Source organism: Gordonia sp. SGD-V-85 (assembly GCF_001456905.1).
GTDB classification, from domain to species: Bacteria; Actinomycetota; Actinomycetes; order Mycobacteriales; family Mycobacteriaceae; genus Gordonia; species Gordonia hongkongensis.
Map to the genome: position 1 here is coordinate 23,331 of NZ_LNQO01000003.1, position 20,643 is coordinate 43,973.

The window sequence follows — 20,643 nt, forward strand, 5'->3', positions numbered from 1 at the left end:
ACCCGCCATGAACACCGTGCCCGCCGACGTCCGCTCACCGCACGGTGACCACCGTCGGGCCGCGGTTCTGGGGTCGCCGATCACGCACTCGCGCTCGCCGCGTGTCCATCTGGCCGCCTACCGGGCACTCGGGCTGGTCGACTGGCGGTACGACCGGATCGAGTGCACCGCCGACCGTCTGCCCGAGATCGTCTCGGGAGCCGACGCCGACTTCATCGGGTTCTCGGTCACCATGCCCAACAAACGCGCTGCCCTCGAGTTCGCCACCGAACGCACCGAACGCGCCGAACTGGTCGGGTCGGCGAACACCCTGGTGCGCGTGGCGACCGGTTGGCGCGCGGACTGCACCGACATCGACGGCGTGTCGGGAGCGCTCACCGACCTCGCGGTCGACGCGGACCTCGCCGCCGGGACCTCGCCGGTCGCCGTGGTCGTCGGAGCGGGTGGCACGGCACTTCCGACCATCATGGCGCTCGCCGAGACGGGCATCACCGACGTCACGGTGGTCGCCCGCGACGCCGGCCGGGCCGCGCCCGTCCTCGAACTGTGTGAGCGGTTGGGGATGAACGGAGACGTCGTGCCCTTCGAACCCGCCGAGGCGCTGGCCCGAAGGTGTCGCGAGTCCGCGGTCGTCGTGTCGACGGTGCCGGCCGACGCGGCCGCGGTCCTGACGCCCGCCGTGGCGCGGGCACGCAAGGTCGTGGACGTGATCTACGACCCCTGGCCGACTCCGCTCGCGTCCGCGGTCGACGCGGCCGGTGGAACCGTGGTCGGCGGTCTGGTCATGCTCGTCAACCAGGCATTCCGACAGGTCGAGCAGTTCACCGGGCTGCCCGCACCCCGCGACGTGATGGTCGCGGCACTCACCGCCCACTGATTCCGGGGGAGCTCCGACTCCGTCCACAGGACGTGCCGGTTGTGGACGGGCGAGCGGTGCCGGTCGATCACCCCGACATGCTCGACCGATGGCCGAGTGCGTGATCCTGATCTGGCTGTCGGTCATCGCGGTGACCGACGCCGACACCCGCCGGATCCCGAACGTGCTCGTCTGGCCCGGTATCTGCGGTGCGGTGGGCGCGTGCGCAGTCCACCCCGGCGCGGCGGTGGCCGCGCTGGTCGCCGCGGCCCCGTACGCGCTCGCCTTCGGGATGCGATGGTGCGGCGGTGGGGACGTCAAGCTCGCCATCGCGTGCGGTGCGCTCACCGTACGGTGGGACGCCGCCCTGCTCGTGGTGGCGCTCGCCTCGGTCATCGCGGTGGGCACGGTGGTCGGCGATCGCGTGGGTCGCCGCGCCCCCGCCGGCCGCGGGTCGCATCCGCACGGACCCGCGCTCGTCGCCGCCACCATCGTGGTCGCCGGTCTGTTGTGACGCGTGCTACGCGTGGTTCGGCGGCGCCGCCGTCGGACCGGGCTCGGCAGCATGGAACAATCGATCACTGTGTTGCGCTGGATAACTGCCGGAGAATCCCACGGTCCCGCCCTGGTCGCCATCGTCGAGGGCATGGTGGCCGGTGTCGAGGTCACCTCGTCCGACATCGCCGGGCAACTGGCACGCCGCCGGCTCGGCTACGGCCGGGGTGCGCGGATGAAGTTCGAGGCCGACCAGGTCACCGTGCTCGGCGGGGTTCGCCACGGCCAGACCATGGGCGGCCCGGTCGCGATCGAGATCGGCAACACCGAGTGGCCCAAGTGGGAGACGGTGATGGCCGCCGACCCGGTGGACGCGGCCGAACTCGAGGGAAGCGCCCGCAACGCACCGCTGACGCGTCCCCGCCCCGGGCACGCGGACTACTCCGGCATGCTCAAGTACGGCTTCGACGACGCCCGTCCGGTGCTGGAGCGCGCGAGCGCCCGGGAGACCGCCGCGCGTGTCGCCGCGGGCACGGTTGCCCGCAACTTCCTCCGCCAGGTACTGGGCGTCGACGTCATCTCCCATGTCATCTCCATCGGCGCGAGCGATCCCTACGTCGGTCCGCCGCCGCGCATCGCCGACCTCGAGGCCATCGACGCGAGTCCGGTCCGGGCGTTCGACGCCGAGGCCGAGAAGTCCATGATCGCCGAGATCGAGGCGGCGAAGAAGGACGGCGACACCCTCGGCGGCGTGGTCGAGATCGTCGCCACGGGGGTGCCAGTCGGCCTCGGCTCGCACGTCAGCGGCGACACCCGGCTGGACGCCAAGCTGGCGGCCGCGCTGATGGGCATCCAGGCGATCAAGGGTGTGGAGGTCGGCGACGGCTTCACCACCGCCCGCCGGCGTGGCAGTGAGGCCCACGACGAGATGGTGCCCGGTACCGACGGTGTCCTGCGATCGACCAACCGCGCGGGCGGATTCGAGGGCGGCATGACCAACGGCGAGGACCTGCGCGTGCGCATCGCGATGAAGCCGATCTCGACGGTGCCGCGTGCGTTGTCCACGATCGACATGTCGACCGGGGAGACGGCCAGCGCCATCCATCAGCGTTCCGACGTCTGTGCCGTGCCCGCGGCGGGCGTCGTCGCCGAGGCGATGGTCGCGCTCGTCGTGGCCCAGGCCGCTCTCGAGAAGTTCGGCGGCGACTCGGTGACCGAGACCGGCGCGAACCTCGCCGCCTACCGGGCTGCCGTCGACGCACGTCCGCCCCGGGCATGACCCAGCCCCCGGCGCCCCCGACCCCGACGCGTCCGACGACCGGTCGCCGCCCGGCGGCCGTACTGATCGGTTTCATGGGAGCCGGGAAGTCCACCGTCGGTCGCATGCTCGCCGATCGGCTCGGCGTCGACTTCATCGACACCGACATCGAACTCGTCCGGCGCACCGGCCGCAGCATCCCGGAGATCTTCGAGTCCGACGGTCTCGAGGGATTCCGGACGATCGAGGCGAACGTCGTCACCGACGTCCTGGACAACCACGGCGGGGTGGTGTCGCTCGGCGGCGGCGCGGTGACGACCGCCGGGATCCGCGAGGCGCTGGCCGACCAGCGCGTCGTGTACCTGCGGGTGTCGGCCGAGCGCGGGTACGAGCGCGTGTCGGGTACCGATCGTCCTCTCTTGGCGACAGCCGACCCCGCCGCTCGGTACGCCGAACTGCTCGCCGAGCGGACACCCGTCTACGAGGCGGTCTGCACCTTCGACGTCGACGCCGACCCCGACCCCGACGCGGTGGCCGACGCCGTGGTCGTCCAACTCGCCCGTGAACTGATGTGAGGAAGCCGAGTATCACCGTGAACGAACAGGCAGCGAACGAACCCATCGCCATTCGGGTCAACGCCGGCGCACCGTACGACGTGACCATCGGCCGGGGACTCCTCGGTGAGGTGGCCGCGGCCGCGCAGGGCGCCGACCGCATCGCGATCCTGTATCAGCCGCCGCTGGCCAAGACCGCCGAACAGATCCGAGAGTATCTGGCGGACAAGGGGTTCGACGCCCATCGCGTCGAGATCCCCGACGCCGAGGCCGGCAAGGACCTCTCGGTCGCGTCGTTCTGCTGGGAGGTGTTCGGCCGGATCGGCCTCAAACGCAACGACAAGGTCATCAGCCTCGGCGGGGGAGCCGCCACCGACCTCGCCGGGTTCGTCGCGGCGACCTGGATGCGCGGCATCGGGGTCATCCACATCCCGACGACCCTGCTGGCGATGGTCGACGCCGCTGTGGGCGGCAAGACCGGCATCAACACCGAGGCGGGCAAGAACCTCGTCGGCTCGTTCCACGAACCCGACGCCGTCCTGATCGACACCGGCACGCTCGAGACCGTCCCGCGCAACGAGATCGTCGCCGGACTCGCCGAGGTCATCAAGACCGGGTTCATCGCCGATCCGACGATCCTCGACATCATCGAGGCCGACCCCGAAGCCGCACTCGACCCGACGTCGCCGGTACTGCCCGATCTCATCCGGCGCTCGGTGCAGGTCAAGGCCGACGTGGTGTCGGCCGACCTCAAGGAGTCGTCGCTGCGCGAGATCCTCAACTACGGCCACACTCTCGGCCACGCGATCGAGCGCCGCGAGCGTTACCGCTGGCGTCACGGCGCGGCGGTGTCGGTGGGCCTGGTGTTCGCTGCCGAACTCTCGCGCCTGGCGGGCCGCCTCGACGACGCCACGGCGGACCGGCACAAGGCGATCCTTGATCTTGTGGGGTTGCCGACGACCTATGACCCGGATGCGTTCGCCGATCTCCTGCAGGGGATGGCGGGGGACAAGAAGAACCGTTCCGGCGTACTGCGTTTCGTCGTGCTCGACGGACTCGCCAAGCCGGGCCGGCTCGAGGGGCCCGACCCCGGATTGATCGCCGCTGCCTACTCGGCAGTGGCCGGTGGCTCAGCGGAGAAGAGTACGTCGGTGCTGCTCTAGTCCAACGCTGCACAAACCCACCCCTTTTCCGCAAACCCAGCCCGTCCGAGCGTGGTGGGTTTGTGGAAAAGCGGTGGATTTGCGGGTAGAGGGCCGGTCAAGACAACGTCAGCGGATCTCCCGAGTCGGGGCATCTGTGTCGGCGTGACGATTTTCGTGCACCGACCAGTCGTCGTCGGCTGCGCCCTTGTTCTGGTCGCGCCGGACGAGGAACCGGCCGATCGCCGCGCCGACGAAGGCCGGGACGAAGACGAGCAGTGCGGTGAACGACGCCCCGGCGATGAGCTCGATGAACAGGCTGGCCTGCCCGATGCCGGCCAGGACGACCGTGCCGAGGATCCAGGAGATCAACCCGGCGAGAACGCCGGCGAGGACACCGGCCTGCAGCCAGCGCACGGTCAGATCCTCGTAGTCATCGGGATCCGGGTTGGCGCGGGCGTCGCGGATGCCGTCGTAACCACCCCACACCAGGGCGATGAGCACGACGACCGCGATCGCGATGGTGCGCCAGATCGTCGAGTTCAGCGGCGCCTGCACCACGGCGAATCCCAGCAAGACGCGGGCGAGGACGTGAACTGCGGTCATCGTCAGACCGCGCACCAACCACGAAGACATGCGCGTCATCTTACTCACGGGTCTGGTGACCGCGGACACACCTGGTCGAAGTGGTCGGGTTCGCGCCGTTCGAGACCCCGCCGTAGCGTGGCGGGGGTGCCGATCAACCATGACACCGCAGGCCGCCGCGCCCGGTTGCGTGCCGAGCTGCGTACCGCGGACGACCCGGTCTCGTTCCTCGTCGTCTCCGACCTCGTCAACGTCCGCTACCTGACCGGGTTCACCGGCTCCAACGCCGCCGTGCTGATCGACGTCGACGATCCGGCCGGTGATCGGATCGCCACCGACGGCCGGTATCTCACCCAGGTCGCCGAACAGGTGCCCGACGTCGAGCCGATCATCGAACGCTCGGCGGCGCGCGCCCTCGTCGACCACGCCCGGGCCGCCGGGGCGGGTCGCGTCGGCTTCGAGGCCGACACCGAGACCGTGGCCGGGCACCGAGCGCTGTCCGCGGCTGTCGGGGACTCCGGGATCGAACTCGTCAGCACGACCGGTGTCGTGCAGAACCTGCGCGCGGTCAAGGAACCGGGGGAGGTCGAGCTGCTCCGGGCGGCGTGCGCGATCGGGGATGCGGCCCTGGCGCAGATCATCGCCGACGGCGTCCTGCGGGCCGGGACGACCGAGCGACAGGTCGCGCGGGCGCTCGAGTGGGAGATGTATCGCCTCGGGGCCGACGGGATCGCGTTCGAGACGATCGTGGCCGCCGGCGCGCACTCGGCGATCCCGCATCACCGGCCCACCCACACGGCTCTGGCGGACGGCGATCTGGTCAAGATCGACTTCGGCTCGGTGGTCGGCGGGTATCACTCCGACATGACCAGGACCTTCGTCCTGAGGCGCGCGGCGTCGTGGCAGCGGGACCTCTACGAACTCGTCGCCACCGCACAGGCCGCCGGCTGCCGGGCCCTCACGCCCGGCGCCGACCTGCGGGCGGTCGACGCCGCGGCCCGCGACGTGATCGCCGACGCCGGCCACGGCGAGAACTACGTGCATGGTCTCGGTCACGGAGTGGGACTGGAGATCCACGAAGCGCCGGGAATCGGCAAACTCGCGGCGGGTACACTGCCATGCGGTGCTGCGGTCACCGTGGAGCCCGGTGTCTACCTACCCGGATGGGGTGGGGTCCGGATCGAGGACACATTGGTGGTCACCGACGGCGACCCCGACCTGCTGACCGCCACCGACAAGACATTCACCGTCATCTGACTGCAAGGGAACGAAAACCACATGGCATCCACCGCCGACTTCAAGAACGGCCTCGTGCTGCGCATGGACGACCAGCTCTGGCAGATCATGGAGTTCCAGCACGTCAAGCCGGGCAAGGGCCCCGCGTTCGTGCGCACCAAGATCAAGAACGTGCTGAGCGGCAAGACTGTCGACAAGACCTTCAACGCGGGCGTCAAGGTCGAGACCGCGACCGTCGACCGTCGCGACATGACCTTCCTCTACAACGACGGCACCGACTACGTGTTCATGGACGCGCAGGATTACGAGCAGTTCTCCCTGCCGCCGGCCACCGTCGGCGACGGCGCCCGTTTCCTGCTGGAGAACATGACCGTGCAGGTCTCGCTGAACGAGGGCAACCCGTTGTTCGTCGAACTGCCGGTCACGGTGGAGCTGATCGTCGCCCAGACCGATCCCGGACTCCAGGGCGACCGTTCTACCGGCGGCACCAAGCCCGCCACGCTCGAGACCGGCGCCGAGATCCAGGTTCCGCTGTTCATCAACACCGGTGACAAGCTCAAGGTCGATTCGCGCGACGGCAGCTATCTCGGCCGCGTCAACTCCTGACCTGTGAAACAACCCGGAACCCGACACAAGGCGCGGCGGCGCGCGGTGGACCTGCTCTTCGAGGCCGAGGCCAAGAAGGTCAGTCCCGCGCAGCTCGTCGCCGAACGTCGTGAATACGTCCGCTCGGACGAGAGCGTCGGCTCGATCCACGACTACACCGCGACCGTGATCCAGGGACTCGCCGAGGACCAGGGTCAGGTCGACGCGGTCATCTCGTCGTATCTGCGCGACTGGACCCTCGAACGTCTCCCGGCCGTCGATCGCGCCATCATGCGACTGGCGACGTGGGAGCTGTTCAACTCTCTCGACGTCGACACGATCGTCGTCGTCGACGAGGCGGTCGAACTCGCCAAAGAACTTTCGACCGACGACTCGCCGGCCTTCGTGAACGGCGTGCTGGCCAAGATCGCCGAGCTCGCGCCGCAGGTCCGCGCAGCCGCTTCCGCCGAACCCGGTGGGGCCGCACCCGGACGGCCGGAGCCCAACTGATCCGCACCGGGTGTGGCGTACGTCGCGGGAATTCGTCGGCGTCGCCGCCCGGTGTAGAGTGTCGCGAGACAGACATCCTTTAACGATCCGTCCTGCGAGGCGGAGAAGGAGGTCGGCTTTGGCCAGCCCCGCTCCCAGGGTGCTGCTCGATGCCGCTGACGTGTCGCGCACGATTGCCCGTGTCGCACACCAGGTCATCGAGAAGACTGCTCTGGACTCGCCCGACGCACCTCGCGTCGTCCTCATCGGAATCCCCACTCGCGGAACATCTCTCGCCACCCGGCTGGGTGCCAAGATCAGCGAGTTCGCGGGCGTCGACGTGCCGGTGGGATATCTCGACATCACGCTCTACCGCGATGATCTACGCGGCAAGCCACACCGCCCGCTCGAGCGGACGATGGTGCCGGCCGGTGGCGTCGACAGCGCCATCGTGATCCTCGTCGACGATGTCCTCTACTCCGGACGGACGGTCCGTGCCGCGCTCGATGCACTGCGCGATCTCGGTCGTCCTGCGGCCGTGCAACTCGCGGTCCTCGTCGACCGTGGCCATCGCGAACTCCCGTTGCGCGCAGACTATGTCGGCAAGAACATCCCGACGGCCCGCGACGAACAGGTCTCGGTCCATCTCGTCGAACACGACGGCATCGACGAGGTCGTCCTCGCCTCGGCGTCGAGTTCGGTTGCCGCGGAGAGTGATTCATGATGCGGCATCTGTTGTCGACGCAAGACCTCAGCCGTGACGATGCCACCGCCCTCCTCGACGACGCCGAGCGTTTCGAGCAGGCCCTGACCGGGCGTGAGGTGCGCAAACTGCCGACGCTGCGCGGTCGGACGGTGATGACCGTGTTCTACGAGAACTCCACCCGCACCCGGGTCTCCTTCGAAGTCGCGGGCAAGTGGATGAGTGCCGACGTCATCAACGTCAGTGCTTCGAGTTCCTCTGCGGGCAAAGGGGAGTCATTGCGCGACACGGCCAAGACCCTGCACGCGGCGGGCGCCGACGCGCTGATCGTCCGGCATCCGGCGTCGGGCGCGCCGGCCCAGATCGCCGACTGGACGACCACGCCCGACGGTGACGGTCCCGCGGTGATCAACGCCGGCGACGGAACGCACGAGCATCCCACGCAGGCGCTCCTCGACGCGCTGACCCTGCGACAGCGGCTCGGTTCGCTCGAGGGCAGGCGGATCGCGATCGTCGGCGACATCATCCACTCCCGCGTCGCGCGGTCGAACGCCCACCTGCTCTCGACGCTCGGCGCCGAGGTCGTCCTGGTGGCGCCCCCGACGCTGCTGCCTGTCGGGGTGGACCAGTGGCCGGTGAGCGTCTCGGGAAGTCTGGACGCCGAGCTGCCGGCCGTCGACGCCGTCATGATGCTCCGCGTCCAGGCCGAACGCATGAACGGCGGGTTCTTCCCGAGTGCCCGCGAGTACTCGGTCCGCTTCGGGCTCAACGATCGTCGGATGGCGTTGCTGGCCGACGATGCCGTGGTCCTGCATCCCGGACCGATGTTGCGCGGCATGGAGATCGGCTACTCGGTGGCCGATTCGCCGAAGGCGACCGTTCTCGAACAGGTCCGCAACGGCGTGCACGTGCGGATGGCGGTCCTGTTCCGGCTGCTCGTCGGCTCCGATTCCGCGGGAGCGCACCTGTGACCGCCCACGACATCGTGTCAGGAGATGTGAAGTGACCGCCCGCACCGGATCCGTTCTTCTCCGCGCCGTTCGTCCATACGGCGAGGGTGACCCGATCGACGTCCTCGTAGTCGACGGCATCATCAGCGAGATCGGACACCAGGTCACCGCACCCGAGGACACCGACGTCCTCGACGGCAAAGGTGGCGTGCTTCTGCCCGGCTTCGTCGACCTCCACACCCACCTGCGGGAGCCGGGCCGCGAGGACACCGAGACCATCCGGTCGGGTTCGGCAGCCGCCGCGCTCGGCGGTTACACCGCGGTCTTCGCGATGGCCAACACCAGCCCGGTGGCCGACAACTCGACCGTCACCGACAACGTGTGGCGGTCCGGGCGCGAGGTCGGACTCGTCGACGTGTACCCGGTCGGCGCCGTGACCGTGGGTCTGGCCGGCAAGCAGCTCGCCGAGATGGGCATGATGGCCGCCGGTGCCGCCGGCGTGCGGATGTTCAGCGACGACGGGAAGTGCGTCGACGATCCGCTCCTGATGCGCCGCGCGCTCGAGTACGCGACCGGGCTCGGCGTCCTCATCGCCCAGCACGCCGAGGAGCCGCGGCTGACCGTCGGTGCCGTCGCCAACGAGGGGCCCACGGCCTCGCGCCTCGGGCTGGCGGGCTGGCCGCGTGCGGCCGAGGAGTCGATCGTCATCCGCGACGCCCTGCTCGCGCGCGACGCGGGTGCACGCATCCACATCTGTCACGCCTCGACCGAGGGCACCGTCGAACTACTGCGCTGGGCCAAGGACCAGGGGATCGCGATCACCGCCGAGGTGACCCCGCATCACCTGCTGCTCGACGACTCGCGGCTGGAGACGTACGACCCGGTCAACAAGGTGAATCCGCCGCTGCGCGAGGTCCGCGACAAAGACGCGTTGCGACAGGCGCTGGCCGAGGGGATCGTCGACTGTGTGGCCACCGACCACGCCCCGCACGCCGCGCAGGAGAAGTGCTGCGAGTTCGCCCAGGCCAAGCCCGGCATGCTCGGCCTGCAGACCGCACTGCCGATCATCGTCGAGACCCTCGTCAAGCCCGGCCTGCTCGACTGGCGCGGCGTCGCGCGTGTGATGAGCGAGCGGCCCGCGCAGATTGTCGAACTCACCGATCAGGGCCGTCCGATCGAGGTCGGCGAGCCGGCGAACCTGGCCGTCGTCGACCCGGACACGTCCTGGGTGGTGCACGGTCCCGAGCTGGCGAGCCTGTCGGCCAACACCCCGTTCGAGTCGATGACCATGCCCGCCACCGTCACCGCGACGGTGCTGCGCGGCGTGGTGACGGCCCACGACGGGCAGGTGACCCCATGACCGCGAGACCCAGGCGTGGACTGGTACCGGCGATCCTCGCGGTGCTGGTGGTCGCCTCGGTGATCGCGTCGCTGCTGGGATACGGCAAAATCGTCTTCAACGCCTGGTTCATCGGCGTGGTCGCACTGCTCGCCCTCGGGGTGGCGTCGGTGTTCTACCTGCTGGCGACCGGGAATCGGAAGAAGACCGCGGCGCAGGCAGACGTGATCGGCACCCTTCCGACGATCCCCACCGAGCCGGGCGCGGTACTCAGAGGTCCAGATACCGGCCTCTACCTCGGCAGCACCATCGCGCCGAGCTGGCAGAACCGGGTGACCGTCGGTGACATCGGCGACCGGGCGTCCTCGGTGCTGACCGAATTCGAGACGGGCATCCTCATCGCGCGTCAGGGAGCCAGTGACCTCTGGATTCCCCGGGAATCGATCACCGCGGTCCGGACCGAACGCGGCATCGCGGGCAAGGTGATGACCGCCGACGGCGTTCTCGCCATCCGCTGGGTCCTGCCCAGCGGCACCGAGATCGACTCCGGGGTGCGCGCCGACGACAAAACGATCTACCCCGGCTGGGTGAGCGCCTTCGCCGGGACGCATGACAGTGGACACGGGCCACAGGGACAAGGGGCACAGGAATGAACACAGCGGTCTTGGTGCTGGAGAACGGCCAGGTGTTCACCGGCCGGAGCTTCGGCGCAGTCGGCGAGACCCTTGGCGAGGCGGTGTTCTGCACCGCGATGACCGGCTATCAGGAAACCCTGACCGATCCGAGCTACCACCGGCAGATCGTGGTCGCCACGGCGCCGCAGATCGGCAACACCGGCTGGAACACCGAGGACGGCGAGAGTACGGGCAGCGCCGGGAGCACCGGCGTCGACGGTGACTCGGGCAAGATCTGGGTCGCAGGGTATGCGGTTCGCAACCCCACCCGACGCGTCTCCAACTGGCGCGCGACGACCTCCCTCGCAGAGGAGCTGGACCGTCAGGGCATCGTCGGGATCGGCGGTATCGACACCCGCACCGTGGTGCGCATCCTCCGCGACCACGGGTCGATGAAGGCCGGGATCTTCTCCGGCCCGGCGCTCGCCGACACCGACGAACTCGTCGCCCGCGTGCGCAACCAGCCGGACATGAAGGGCGCCCGGCTGGCCGACGAGGTCACCACCGACAGCGGTTACGTGGTCGAACCCCTCGACCAGCACCGGTTCACGGTGGCCGCCATCGACCTGGGGATCAAGACCAACACGCCGCGGATGTTCGCGGAACGCGGCGTCCGCACCCACGTGCTGCCCGCGACCGTCGCGCTCGACGCCATCGCCGACCTCAAGCCTGACGGGGTGTTCCTCTCGAACGGTCCCGGCGACCCGGCCACGGCCGACGACATCGTCGAGCTCACCCGCGGGGTGCTCGGCCAGGACATCCCGCTGTTCGGCATCTGCTTCGGCAATCAGATCCTGGGCCGCGCGCTCGGCCGGTCGACCTACAAGATGAAGTTCGGCCACCGGGGCATCAACATCCCGGTCGTCGACCACGCCACCGGCAAGGTCTCGATCACCTCGCAGAACCACGGCTTCGCGCTCGAAGGCGAGGCGGGCGAGGAGTTCGACTCCGACTTCGGCCGCGCCCGGGTCAGCCATGTCTGCGCCAACGACGGCACCGTGGAGGGCGTCGAGCTGCTCTCCGGTCGCGCCTACTCGGTGCAGTACCACCCCGAGGCGGCCGCCGGCCCCCACGATGCCGCGTATCTGTTCGACAAGTTCGTCACCCTGCTCGAGGGCGACCGTGAGTCCCGCAAGACCAAGAACCAAGGAGCGAGTGCCTGATGCCGCGCCGCGAAGACATCAACCACGTCCTGGTCATCGGGTCCGGGCCGATCGTCATCGGTCAGGCCTGCGAGTTCGACTACTCCGGGACCCAGGCGTGCCGTGTGCTCAAGGCCGAAGGCCTGCGCGTGTCCCTGGTGAACTCCAACCCGGCGACGATCATGACCGACCCGGAATTCGCCGACGCGACCTACATCGAGCCGATCACGGCCGAGTACGTGGAGAAGGTCATCGAGGCCGAACGCGACGCCGGACATCCCATCGACGCGGTGCTGGCCACCCTCGGCGGGCAGACCGCGCTGAACACCGCTGTCGCACTGCATGATCGGGGTTCGCTGGAGAAGTACGACATCGAACTGATCGGTGCCGACTTCGACGCGATCCAGCGGGGCGAGGACCGCCAGATGTTCAAGGACATCGTGGAGAAGGTCGGCGGTGAGAGCGCCCGGTCGCGGGTCTGCCACACCATGGACGAGGTGCGCGACACCGTCGCCGAACTCGGCTTCCCGGTGGTCGTCCGACCCTCGTTCACCATGGGCGGCCTCGGTTCCGGCATGGCCTACGACGACGCGGACCTCGACCGCATCGCCGGTGGCGGTCTGGCCGCGTCGCCGACGGCCAACGTCCTCATCGAGGAGTCGATCCTCGGGTGGAAGGAATACGAACTCGAGCTCATGCGCGACAACCGCGACAACGTCGTGGTCGTCTGCTCGATCGAGAATCTCGACCCGGTCGGCGTACACACCGGCGACTCGGTGACGGTCGCCCCGGCGATGACGCTGACCGACCGCGAATACCAGATCATGCGTGACCTCTCCATCGACATCCTCCGCGAGGTCGGCGTCGACACAGGCGGTTGCAACATCCAGTTCGCGCAGGACCCGCGCGACGGCCGGCTCGTCGTCATCGAGATGAACCCGCGCGTGTCGCGGTCGTCGGCACTGGCGTCGAAGGCCACCGGCTTCCCGATCGCGAAGATCGCCGCCAAGCTGGCCATCGGCTACAGCCTCGACGAGATCGTCAACGACATCACCAAGGAGACCCCGGCCTGCTTCGAGCCGACGCTCGACTACGTGGTGGTGAAGGCTCCGCGGTTCGCGTTCGAGAAGTTCCCGGGCGCGGACGACACGCTCACCACCACCATGAAGTCGGTGGGTGAGGCGATGAGCCTCGGCCGCAGCTTCGCCGAGGCGCTCGGCAAGGTCATGCGCTCGCTCGAGACGAAGGCCGGTGGATTCTGGGCCGAGCCGAACCGCCCGGACCCGGCCACGGTCGACCTGCCCGCGCTGCTGGAGGACATCAAGACCCCGAAGGACGGTCGGCTGTACAAGCTGATGCTGGCCTTCGACGCGGGCGCGACGATCGAGGACCTCTACGAGGCCACCGCGATCGACCCGTGGTTCCTCGCCGAGATCGGGGGCATCGCCGCTCTGGGAGCAGAGCTGCGCGATGCCGACACCCTCGACGAGGCTTTGCTCCGCGAGGCCAAGTCGACCGGCTTCTCGGACCGTCAGATCGCCGCGCTGCGTACGGATTTCGCCGACGAGGCGGCCGTGCGCGCGCATCGGATCGAGCTGGGCGTGCGTCCGGTCTACAAGACCGTGGACACCTGCGCGGCCGAGTTCGAGGCGAAGACGCCGTACCACTACTCCAGCTACGAGCTCGATCCGGCGGCGACCAGCGAGATCGCACCGCAGACCGATCAGGAGAAGGTCCTGATCCTGGGGTCGGGCCCCAACCGCATCGGACAGGGCATCGAGTTCGACTACTCGTGCGTGCACGCCGCGCTCACGCTGTCGGAGGCCGGGTACGAGACCGTGATGGTCAACTGCAACCCGGAGACCGTGTCGACGGACTACGACACCGCCGATCGCCTGTACTTCGAGCCGCTGACCTTCGAAGACGTGCTCGAGGTGTACCACGCCGAGTCGCAGTCGGGGACGGTCGCCGGAGTCATCGTGCAGCTCGGCGGACAGACCCCGCTCGGACTGGCGCATCGGCTCGAGGAGGCCGGCGTACCGATCGTCGGCACCAGTCCGGCCGCCATCGACCTGGCCGAGGACCGCGGTGAGTTCGGCAAGGTCCTCACCGCTGCCGGGCTACCGGCACCGGCGTTCGGCACCGCGACGAGCTTCGCCGAGGCGCGCGACACGGCCGCCCGGATCGGGTATCCGGTGCTCGTCCGGCCGTCGTATGTCCTCGGTGGCCGCGGCATGGAGATCGTCTATGACGAGAAGTCCTTGGAGGACTACATCTCTCGGGCGACCGAGCTGACCCCGGATCACCCGGTGCTGGTCGACCGGTTCCTCGAGGATGCGGTGGAGATCGACGTCGACGCCCTGTGCGACGGTGACGAGGTCTACATCGGCGGCGTGATGGAGCACATCGAGGAGGCCGGTATCCACTCCGGTGACTCCGCCTGTGCGCTGCCGCCGGTGACCCTCGGGCGCGCCGACCTGGAGATGGTGCGTTCCTCGACCGAGGCGCTGGCCAAGGGCATCGGCGTGAAGGGACTGCTCAACGTCCAGTACGCGCTGAAGGACGACATCCTCTACGTGCTCGAGGCGAATCCGCGTGCGAGCCGGACGGTTCCGTTCGTCTCCAAGGCGACCGCGGTGCCGCTGGCCAAGGCATGTGCCCGGGTCATGCTCGGCGCGTCGATCGCCGACCTGCGCGAGCAGGGCATCCTGCCGGCCACCGGCGACGGGGGCGAGGCCCCGGCCACCGCACCCATCTCGGTGAAAGAAGCGGTCCTGCCGTTCAACCGGTTCCGGCGACACGACGGAAGCGGCGTCGACAACCTGCTCAGCCCCGAGATGAAGTCGACCGGTGAGGTCATGGGCATCGACGCCGACTTTGGGCGCGCCTTCGCCAAGTCGCAGACCGCCGCCTACGGGTCTCTGCCCACCAGCGGCAAGATCTTCGTGTCGGTGGCCAACAAGGACAAGCGGGCGCTGATCTTCCCGGTCAAGCACCTCGCCGACCTCGGTTTCGAGATCCTGGCCACCGAGGGCACCGCGGACGTGTTGCGGCGCAACGGGATCAAGTGTGAGACGGTGCGCAAGCACTTCGAGGCCGCCGAGGGCCAGCGGACCATCGTCGACATCATCCGGGGCGGCGAGGTGACGATGGTCATCAACACCCCGTACGGCAACTCCGGTCCGCGCGTCGACGGCTACGAGATCCGCAGCGCGGCGGTGTCGGTCAACATCCCGTGTATCACCACCGTGCAGGGGGCGTCCGCTGCCGTGCAGGGCATCGAGGCCGCGATGACCGGAGACATCGGGGTGCGGTCACTGCAGAATCGGCACGCCGACCTGGCCGGCCGGTCGTGATCGACGCGTCCGGGTTCGGAGACCGCTACGCACGTGTGGTCGCCGAGCGCGGGCGTCTGTGTGCGGGGATCGATCCACACGGGGCGCTGCTCGAGGAGTGGGGGCTGCCGGTCACCGTCGACGGCCTGTCCCGCTTCGCCGACATCTGCGTCGATTCGCTCGGGCCGGTGGCCGCGGTGATCAAACCTCAGGTCGCGTTCTTCGAGCCGTTCGGCGCGGCCGGTTTCGCGGTGCTCGAGCGGGTCATCGCGGGATGCCGGGATGCGGGTGCGCTGGTGATCGCCGACGCCAAACGCGGCGACATCGGTTCGACGATGGCGGCCTACGCGCAGGCGTGGCTGTCGGAGTCGTCGCCGCTGTGCGCCGACTCGGTGACCGCGTCGCCGTACCTCGGCTACGAGTCCCTCCGCCCCGCGCTCGACCTCGCTCGCGAGGGCTCCCGCGGAGTGTTCGTGTTGGCGCGGACGTCCAACCCCGAGGGCGGCGACATCCAGCGGGCGCGAGCGGGGGAGCAGACCGTCGCGCAATCGATCGTCGATGCCGCCGCGGCCGAGAACACCGACGGCACCGCGACGGTCGGTCTGGTCGTCGGAGCCACCCGCGAGCACGGCCTGGATCTCGCTGATCTACGCGGCCCGATCCTGGCGCCCGGGCTGGGCGCCCAGGGTGCCACGGCCGCCGATCTGCCCGTGGTGTTCGACGGCGCCGATCCGGCCTGGGTGCTGCCCGCCAGTTCCCGCGGCGTGCTCCGTGCAGGTCCGGATGCGGCCTTGTTGCGCGACGCGTTCGTCAGGACTCGCGACGAAGTCGAGGCCGCGCTGGGCTGAGACACCGGTGGCGGGCCTGCCCGTCACCCGCACGTTCGCCGGCCCCCCGGACGGCGCGACACGCGCGACCCCCCACCTCAATCGCAGAAATTCAGGTCACACCACTCGTGTCACACGCGTATCAGCGCGTCCGGGGTCCGGACGCGGGTCTTTCGCGTTGCTAGCGAATCGCTGGCTGCGCGATGCCGCGCTGACCTGCGGTGATGATGCAAAACACGTAGTCAGGGCGATGGCGCGAACAGTGAATCGGCGCTGTGCCCGTGTGAACGCACCGAGAGCCCTACAACATGAGAAAAGACCGCGAAAACGGGGGGTCGCACTCGCAAATGCCTGCTCACGTCGGTACGGTCGCATTCGCCGCCAACATTTGATGGCGTCGGCCGGGTGCGCACCCGGCTGACAGGCCGGCGATGGCGATCCAGCCGCGGTCGCACGGCAACAGCGCCTCGGACGCCTTCTGGGCGAACGATGCAGTCCCACTCGAGAACGAAAGACGGAGGAACCCCGTGGCCCTTCCCCAGTTGACCGATGAGCAGCGCGCCGCTGCGTTGGAGAAGGCAGCTGCCGCTCGTCGTGTCCGCGCGGAGCTCAAGGAGCGCCTCAAGCGCGGTGGCACCGATCTCCAGCAGGTGCTCAAGGATGCCGAGAACGACGAGATCCTGGGCAAGATGAAGGTCTCGGCCCTGCTCGAGGCCCTGCCCAAGGTCGGCAAGGTCAAGGCGCAGGAGATCATGACCGAGCTCGAGATCGCCCCGACCCGCCGCCTGCGCGGTCTCGGCGACCGTCAGCGCAAGGCTCTGCTCGAGAAGTTCAGCTCCTGAGCGTGAGCAAGCGAACCGAATACGGCAGCGGGACGAACCCGTGGTCCGGACGGTGAACAACCGCCCGGACCGCGAGGGAACCGGACGCACGAGGGGTCGACTGATCGTTTTGGTCGGCCCCTCGGCCGTCGGCAAGTCCACCGTGGTCGCCAAGGTCTGCGCCGCGATGCCCGATGTCTACTTCAGCGTGTCGGCGACGACCCGCGATCCGCGGCCCGGCGAGGTCGACGGCCGCGACTACCACTTCGTCTCCGCCGCCGACTTCGACGAGATGATCGCCGCCGACGAGCTCCTGGAGTGGGCCGAGATCCACGGCGGCCTGCAGCGTTCGGGGACCCCGATCGCCCCGGTCCTGGCCGCACTGGAGGCCGGCAAGCCGGTTCTGGTCGAGGTCGACCTGGTCGGCGCACGCAATGTCGTCGCCCGACTCCCCGAGGCGGTCACCGTGTTCCTCGCACCGCCGAGCTGGGACGAACTCGTGTCCCGACTGACCGGCCGGGCCACCGAGACGCCCGAGGCCATCGAGCGCCGACTGGCCACCGCACGCACCGAGATGGCCGCTCAGGACGAGTTCGACCACGTCATCGTGAACAGCGAAGTCGACCGAGCAGCCGATCAGTTGGTATCCTTGCTGGTCGGACCTGAACAGCCGGCCGCATCCGCGACCTGACCGGCCCTTTCCGACACCCAGACCTCGACGCAGGAGTTCGTGTGAGCACCCCGACCAATTTCGACATCACCGAGATCGCCGACGCACCGGCCTACGACACGCCGTTGGGCATCACGAATCCGCCGATCGACGACCTGCTCGATCGCGCGTCGTCGAAGTACGCGCTCGTGATCTACGCGGCCAAGCGTGCACGCCAGATCAACGACTACTACAACCAGCTCGGCGACGGCATCCTCGAATACGTCGGCCCGCTGGTCGAGCCCGGCCTCCAGGAGAAGCCGCTCTCGATCGCCATGCGCGAGATCCACTCCGACCTGCTCGAGCACACCGAGGGCGAATAGTCCCGGCCCCCTGATGACGACAGCGACCGGAACCCGGCGTCGCGTACTGATCGGCGTCGGCGGCGGGATCGCGGCCTACAAGGTCTGTTCGGTGATCCGGCACTTCACCGAGGCCGGCAATGACGTCCGTGTCGTGCCGACGCCGGCAGCACTCGAGTTCGTCGGCAAGGCGACCTTCGAGGCGCTGAGCGGTAATCCCGTTTCCACGACCGTGTTCGACGACGTCGACGAGGTCGCCCACGTCCGCCTCGGGCAGGGTGCCGACCTGGTCGTCATCGCCCCGGCCACCGCCGACCTCATGGCCCGCGCCGCCCAGGGACGCGCCGACGATCTGCTGACCGCGTCGCTGCTGACCGTCCGCTGTCCGGTGCTGTTCGTCCCGGCCATGCACACCGAGATGTGGGAGCACCCCGCCACGCAGGCCAATGTGGCGACGCTCCGGTCCCACGGCTCGGTCGTGATGACCCCGGCGTCGGGGCGCCTGACGGGTACCGACTCCGGCCGCGGCCGCCTCCCGGACCCGCAGGAGATCGCACTGATCGGTGAACTGCTCCTCGCCCGGTCCGATGCACTCCCATACGACCTCGCCGGGGTCCGGGTGCTCATCAGTGCCGGCGGCACCCGAGAACCACTCGACCCGGTCCGCTACCTCGGCAATCACAGCTCCGGCAAGCAGGGCTTCGCCCTTGCCCGCGCCGCTGCGCAACGCGGTGCGAGCGTCACCGTCGTCGCCGGGTCCACCGCCGACCCGGGTGACCCGGCCGGTGTGTCGATCGTGCGGATCTCGACCGCCGAACAACTCGCCGACGAGATGACCAAGCGCGCGGCCGACGCCGACGTCGTCATCATGGCCGCCGCGGTCGCGGACTTCCGCCCGATCGCCGTCGCCGACGCCAAGATCAAGAAGGGCGACACGGGCCCGACGCCCATCGAACTCACCACCAACCCCGACATCCTGCGCGGGCTGGTCACCGCCCGCGACGAGGGCCGGATCCCCCGCGAGACGGTGATCGTCGGCTTCGCCGCCGAGACCGGCGACGAGACGGGCGGAGTCCTCGACCACGGTCGCGCAAAACTCGCTCGCAAGGGCTGTGACCTGCTCGTCGTCAACGCCGTCGGCGACGGCAAGGCCTTCGGGACCGAGGACAACACCGGTTGGTTGCTCGCCGCCACCGGCGACGAGACTGCATTGCCCTTCGGGTCGAAAACACTCATGTCGAGCCGGATACTTGACGAAGTGCGCCAACTGGTGCCTGATGGTCGAGGAGCTCGACCGACCGATTAGGTTGGATGTATTCACCCGGCCAGTCGGACCTGGCCGACACTGCCAGCGGCGCGTCGACCACCGACGCGCGTAGATCTCGAGAGGATCTGATGACCACCTCGTCACGCCTGTTCACGAGCGAATCCGTCACCGAGGGACACCCCGACAAGATCTGTGACGCGATCAGCGACTCGATTCTCGACGCCATCCTCACCGACGATCCGAAGGCGCGTGTCGCGGTCGAGACCCTCGTGACCACCGGGCAGGTGCACGTCGCCGGCGAGGTCACCACCACCGCCTACGCCGACATCCCCAAGATCGTGCGCGACAAGGTCCTCGAGATCGGCTACGACTCCTCGACGAAGGGATTCGACGGCGCGTCGTGCGGCGTGAACGTCGCCATCGGTGCGCAGTCCCCGGACATCGCCGGCGGCGTCTTCAACTCGCACGAGAGCCGCAGCGGCATCTCGGAGGACGAGATCGACAGCCAGGGCGCCGGCGACCAGGGCCTCATGTTCGGCTACGCCACCAACGAGACCCCCGAGCTCATGCCGGTACCGATCGCGCTGGCCCACCGCCTGTCGCGCCGCCTCACCGAGGTGCGCAAGAACGGCACGCTGCCGTACCTGCGCCCGGACGGCAAGACGCAGGTCACCATCGAATACGACGGTGACACGCCGGTTCGTCTGGACACCGTGGTCCTGTCGACGCAGCACGCGGCCGACATCGACCTCGACAACCTCCTCACCCCGGACATCAAGAAGCAGGTCGTCGACGCGGTACTCGCCGAGATCGACCTGCCGACCCTCGACACCACCGACTACCGCCTCCTGGTCAACCCGACCGGCAAGTTCGTCCTCGGCGGTCCGATGGGTGACGCCGGGCTGACCGGTCGCAAGATCATCGTCGACACCTACGGCGGCATGGCCCGCCACGGTGGTGGCGCGTTCTCCGGCAAGGATCCGTCGAAGGTCGACCGCAGCGCCGCCTACGCGATGCGCTGGGTCGCCAAGAACGCCGTGGCGGCGGGGCTCGCCAACCGCATCGAGGTCCAGGTCGCCTATGCCATCGGCAAGGCCGCACCGGTCGGGTTGTTCGTCGAGACCTTCGGCACCGAGAAGGTCGATCCGGCCGTCATCGAGCGCGTCATCAAGGAGAACTTCGACCTGCGTCCGCTCGCGATCATCCGCGACCTGGACCTGTTGCGCCCGATCTACGCGCCGACCGCCGCCTACGGCCACTTCGGCCGCACCGACGTCGACCTGCCGTGGGAGCGGACCGACCGCGCGGAGAAGCTGCGGGCCGCCGCGGGTCTGTAGACCCTCTGCGGAAGTACTCTCACTGACACCCAAAGGA

The 20,643-nt window shown here is 68.9% G+C and carries 21 protein-coding genes; 20 read left to right on the plus strand and 1 reads right to left on the minus strand.

Going from position 1 to position 20,643, the window contains the following annotated elements:
* The first annotated feature begins 7 nt into the window (after positions 1–7).
* The 5 genes from AS181_RS04025 (at position 8) to aroB (ending at position 4,326) form a co-directional block, all read left to right on the plus strand.
* Positions 8–877: a shikimate dehydrogenase gene (locus tag AS181_RS04025; protein WP_058250337.1), complete on the plus strand. Its 870-nt coding sequence runs from the start codon at positions 8–10 to the stop codon at positions 875–877.
* 88 nt (positions 878–965) lie between these two features.
* A complete protein-coding gene (locus tag AS181_RS04030) occupies positions 966–1,370 on the plus strand; it encodes a prepilin peptidase (protein ID WP_058250338.1) in 405 nt (134 codons plus the stop codon).
* A 51-nt stretch (positions 1,371–1,421) separates the two neighbouring features.
* On the plus strand, positions 1,422–2,630 hold the full coding sequence (aroC, locus tag AS181_RS04035; RefSeq protein ID WP_058250339.1) for a chorismate synthase: 1,209 nt from the start codon (positions 1,422–1,424) through the stop codon (positions 2,628–2,630).
* Positions 2,627–3,184, plus strand: coding sequence for a shikimate kinase (locus tag AS181_RS04040; RefSeq protein WP_058250340.1), 558 nt, complete (start codon positions 2,627–2,629; stop codon positions 3,182–3,184). The genes aroC and AS181_RS04040 overlap by 4 nt, the downstream gene beginning before the upstream one ends.
* A 17-nt stretch (positions 3,185–3,201) precedes the next feature.
* Positions 3,202–4,326 carry a 3-dehydroquinate synthase gene (gene aroB / locus AS181_RS04045; RefSeq protein ID WP_058250560.1) on the plus strand — a complete coding sequence of 375 codons (1,125 nt, stop codon included), beginning with the start codon at positions 3,202–3,204 and terminating at the stop codon, positions 4,324–4,326.
* A 108-nt stretch (positions 4,327–4,434) separates the two neighbouring features.
* Here aroB and AS181_RS04050 read toward each other — a convergent pair whose 3' ends face one another.
* Positions 4,435–4,941, minus strand: coding sequence for a B-4DMT family transporter (locus AS181_RS04050; RefSeq protein WP_058250561.1), 507 nt, complete (start codon positions 4,939–4,941; stop codon positions 4,435–4,437).
* Positions 4,942–5,037: 96 nt separating this feature from the next.
* Here AS181_RS04050 and AS181_RS04055 point away from each other — a divergent pair, with 96 nt between their 5' ends.
* From AS181_RS04055 to metK, 15 genes are all read left to right on the plus strand, one after another.
* The gene (locus AS181_RS04055) at positions 5,038–6,147 is read left to right on the plus strand and encodes an aminopeptidase P family protein (RefSeq protein WP_058250341.1); all 1,110 of its coding nucleotides are present in this window, start codon (positions 5,038–5,040) and stop codon (positions 6,145–6,147) included.
* Between the two features lie 21 nt (positions 6,148–6,168).
* Positions 6,169–6,732, plus strand: a complete 564-nt coding sequence (efp, locus tag AS181_RS04060; RefSeq protein ID WP_058250342.1) for an elongation factor P — start codon at positions 6,169–6,171, stop codon at positions 6,730–6,732.
* A 3-nt stretch (positions 6,733–6,735) separates the two neighbouring features.
* Complete coding sequence (nusB, locus tag AS181_RS04065) at positions 6,736–7,221, plus strand: transcription antitermination factor NusB (RefSeq protein WP_058250343.1); 486 nt, start codon at positions 6,736–6,738, stop codon at positions 7,219–7,221.
* Positions 7,222–7,339: 118 nt separating this feature from the next.
* Positions 7,340–7,924, plus strand: a complete 585-nt coding sequence (pyrR, locus tag AS181_RS04070) for a bifunctional pyr operon transcriptional regulator/uracil phosphoribosyltransferase PyrR (RefSeq protein WP_058250344.1) — start codon at positions 7,340–7,342, stop codon at positions 7,922–7,924.
* Complete coding sequence (locus AS181_RS04075) at positions 7,924–8,874, plus strand: aspartate carbamoyltransferase catalytic subunit (RefSeq protein WP_058250562.1); 951 nt, start codon at positions 7,924–7,926, stop codon at positions 8,872–8,874. The genes pyrR and AS181_RS04075 overlap by 1 nt, the downstream gene beginning before the upstream one ends.
* Positions 8,875–8,905: 31 nt before the next feature.
* Entirely contained in the window at positions 8,906–10,213 is a 1,308-nt protein-coding gene (locus AS181_RS04080; protein ID WP_058250345.1) for a dihydroorotase, read from the plus strand.
* Entirely contained in the window at positions 10,210–10,845 is a 636-nt protein-coding gene (locus tag AS181_RS04085) for a PH-like domain-containing protein (RefSeq protein ID WP_058250346.1), read from the plus strand. The genes AS181_RS04080 and AS181_RS04085 overlap by 4 nt, the downstream gene beginning before the upstream one ends.
* Positions 10,842–12,029: a glutamine-hydrolyzing carbamoyl-phosphate synthase small subunit gene (gene carA / locus AS181_RS04090; RefSeq protein ID WP_058250347.1), complete on the plus strand. Its 1,188-nt coding sequence runs from the start codon at positions 10,842–10,844 to the stop codon at positions 12,027–12,029. Before AS181_RS04085 ends, carA begins: the two co-directional genes overlap by 4 nt.
* On the plus strand, positions 12,029–15,364 hold the full coding sequence (gene carB, locus AS181_RS04095; protein WP_058250348.1) for a carbamoyl-phosphate synthase large subunit: 3,336 nt from the start codon (positions 12,029–12,031) through the stop codon (positions 15,362–15,364). The genes carA and carB overlap by 1 nt, the downstream gene beginning before the upstream one ends.
* Entirely contained in the window at positions 15,361–16,191 is an 831-nt protein-coding gene (gene pyrF / locus AS181_RS04100) for an orotidine-5'-phosphate decarboxylase (RefSeq protein ID WP_058250349.1), read from the plus strand. The genes carB and pyrF overlap by 4 nt, the downstream gene beginning before the upstream one ends.
* Positions 16,192–16,697: 506 nt before the next feature.
* Complete coding sequence (mihF, locus tag AS181_RS04105; protein WP_004021989.1) at positions 16,698–17,012, plus strand: integration host factor, actinobacterial type; 315 nt, start codon at positions 16,698–16,700, stop codon at positions 17,010–17,012.
* A gap of 40 nt (positions 17,013–17,052) precedes the next feature.
* Entirely contained in the window at positions 17,053–17,682 is a 630-nt protein-coding gene (gene gmk / locus AS181_RS04110; RefSeq protein ID WP_197414673.1) for a guanylate kinase, read from the plus strand.
* Positions 17,683–17,723: 41 nt separating this feature from the next.
* Positions 17,724–18,023 (plus strand): DNA-directed RNA polymerase subunit omega, encoded by a 300-nt coding sequence (gene rpoZ / locus AS181_RS04115; protein WP_004021987.1) that lies wholly within the window; start codon positions 17,724–17,726, stop codon positions 18,021–18,023.
* Positions 18,024–18,036: 13 nt separating this feature from the next.
* Positions 18,037–19,308 (plus strand): bifunctional phosphopantothenoylcysteine decarboxylase/phosphopantothenate--cysteine ligase CoaBC, encoded by a 1,272-nt coding sequence (gene coaBC, locus AS181_RS04120; protein WP_058250350.1) that lies wholly within the window; start codon positions 18,037–18,039, stop codon positions 19,306–19,308.
* 89 nt (positions 19,309–19,397) lie between these two features.
* Positions 19,398–20,606, plus strand: coding sequence for a methionine adenosyltransferase (gene metK / locus AS181_RS04125; RefSeq protein ID WP_004021985.1), 1,209 nt, complete (start codon positions 19,398–19,400; stop codon positions 20,604–20,606).
* The last annotated feature ends 37 nt before the right edge of the window (positions 20,607–20,643 follow it).

Excerpts from the sequence above, each read along its gene's own strand:
- AS181_RS04025 (WP_058250337.1), top strand. The coding sequence starts at position 8 with ATGAACACCGTGCCCGCCGACGTCCGCTCACCGCACGGTGACCACCGT.
- AS181_RS04030 (WP_058250338.1), top strand. The coding sequence starts at position 966 with ATGGCCGAGTGCGTGATCCTGATCTGGCTGTCGGTCATCGCGGTGACC.
- aroC (WP_058250339.1), top strand. The coding sequence starts at position 1,422 with ATGGAACAATCGATCACTGTGTTGCGCTGGATAACTGCCGGAGAATCC.
- AS181_RS04040 (WP_058250340.1), top strand. The coding sequence starts at position 2,627 with ATGACCCAGCCCCCGGCGCCCCCGACCCCGACGCGTCCGACGACCGGT.
- AS181_RS04050 (WP_058250561.1), bottom strand. The coding sequence starts at position 4,941 with ATGTCTTCGTGGTTGGTGCGCGGTCTGACGATGACCGCAGTTCACGTC.
- efp (WP_058250342.1), top strand. The coding sequence starts at position 6,169 with ATGGCATCCACCGCCGACTTCAAGAACGGCCTCGTGCTGCGCATGGAC.
- AS181_RS04075 (WP_058250562.1), top strand. The coding sequence starts at position 7,924 with ATGCGGCATCTGTTGTCGACGCAAGACCTCAGCCGTGACGATGCCACC.
- AS181_RS04085 (WP_058250346.1), top strand. The coding sequence starts at position 10,210 with ATGACCGCGAGACCCAGGCGTGGACTGGTACCGGCGATCCTCGCGGTG.
- carA (WP_058250347.1), top strand. The coding sequence starts at position 10,842 with ATGAACACAGCGGTCTTGGTGCTGGAGAACGGCCAGGTGTTCACCGGC.
- carB (WP_058250348.1), top strand. The coding sequence starts at position 12,029 with ATGCCGCGCCGCGAAGACATCAACCACGTCCTGGTCATCGGGTCCGGG.
- coaBC (WP_058250350.1), top strand. The coding sequence starts at position 18,037 with ATGACGACAGCGACCGGAACCCGGCGTCGCGTACTGATCGGCGTCGGC.
- metK (WP_004021985.1), top strand. The coding sequence starts at position 19,398 with ATGACCACCTCGTCACGCCTGTTCACGAGCGAATCCGTCACCGAGGGA.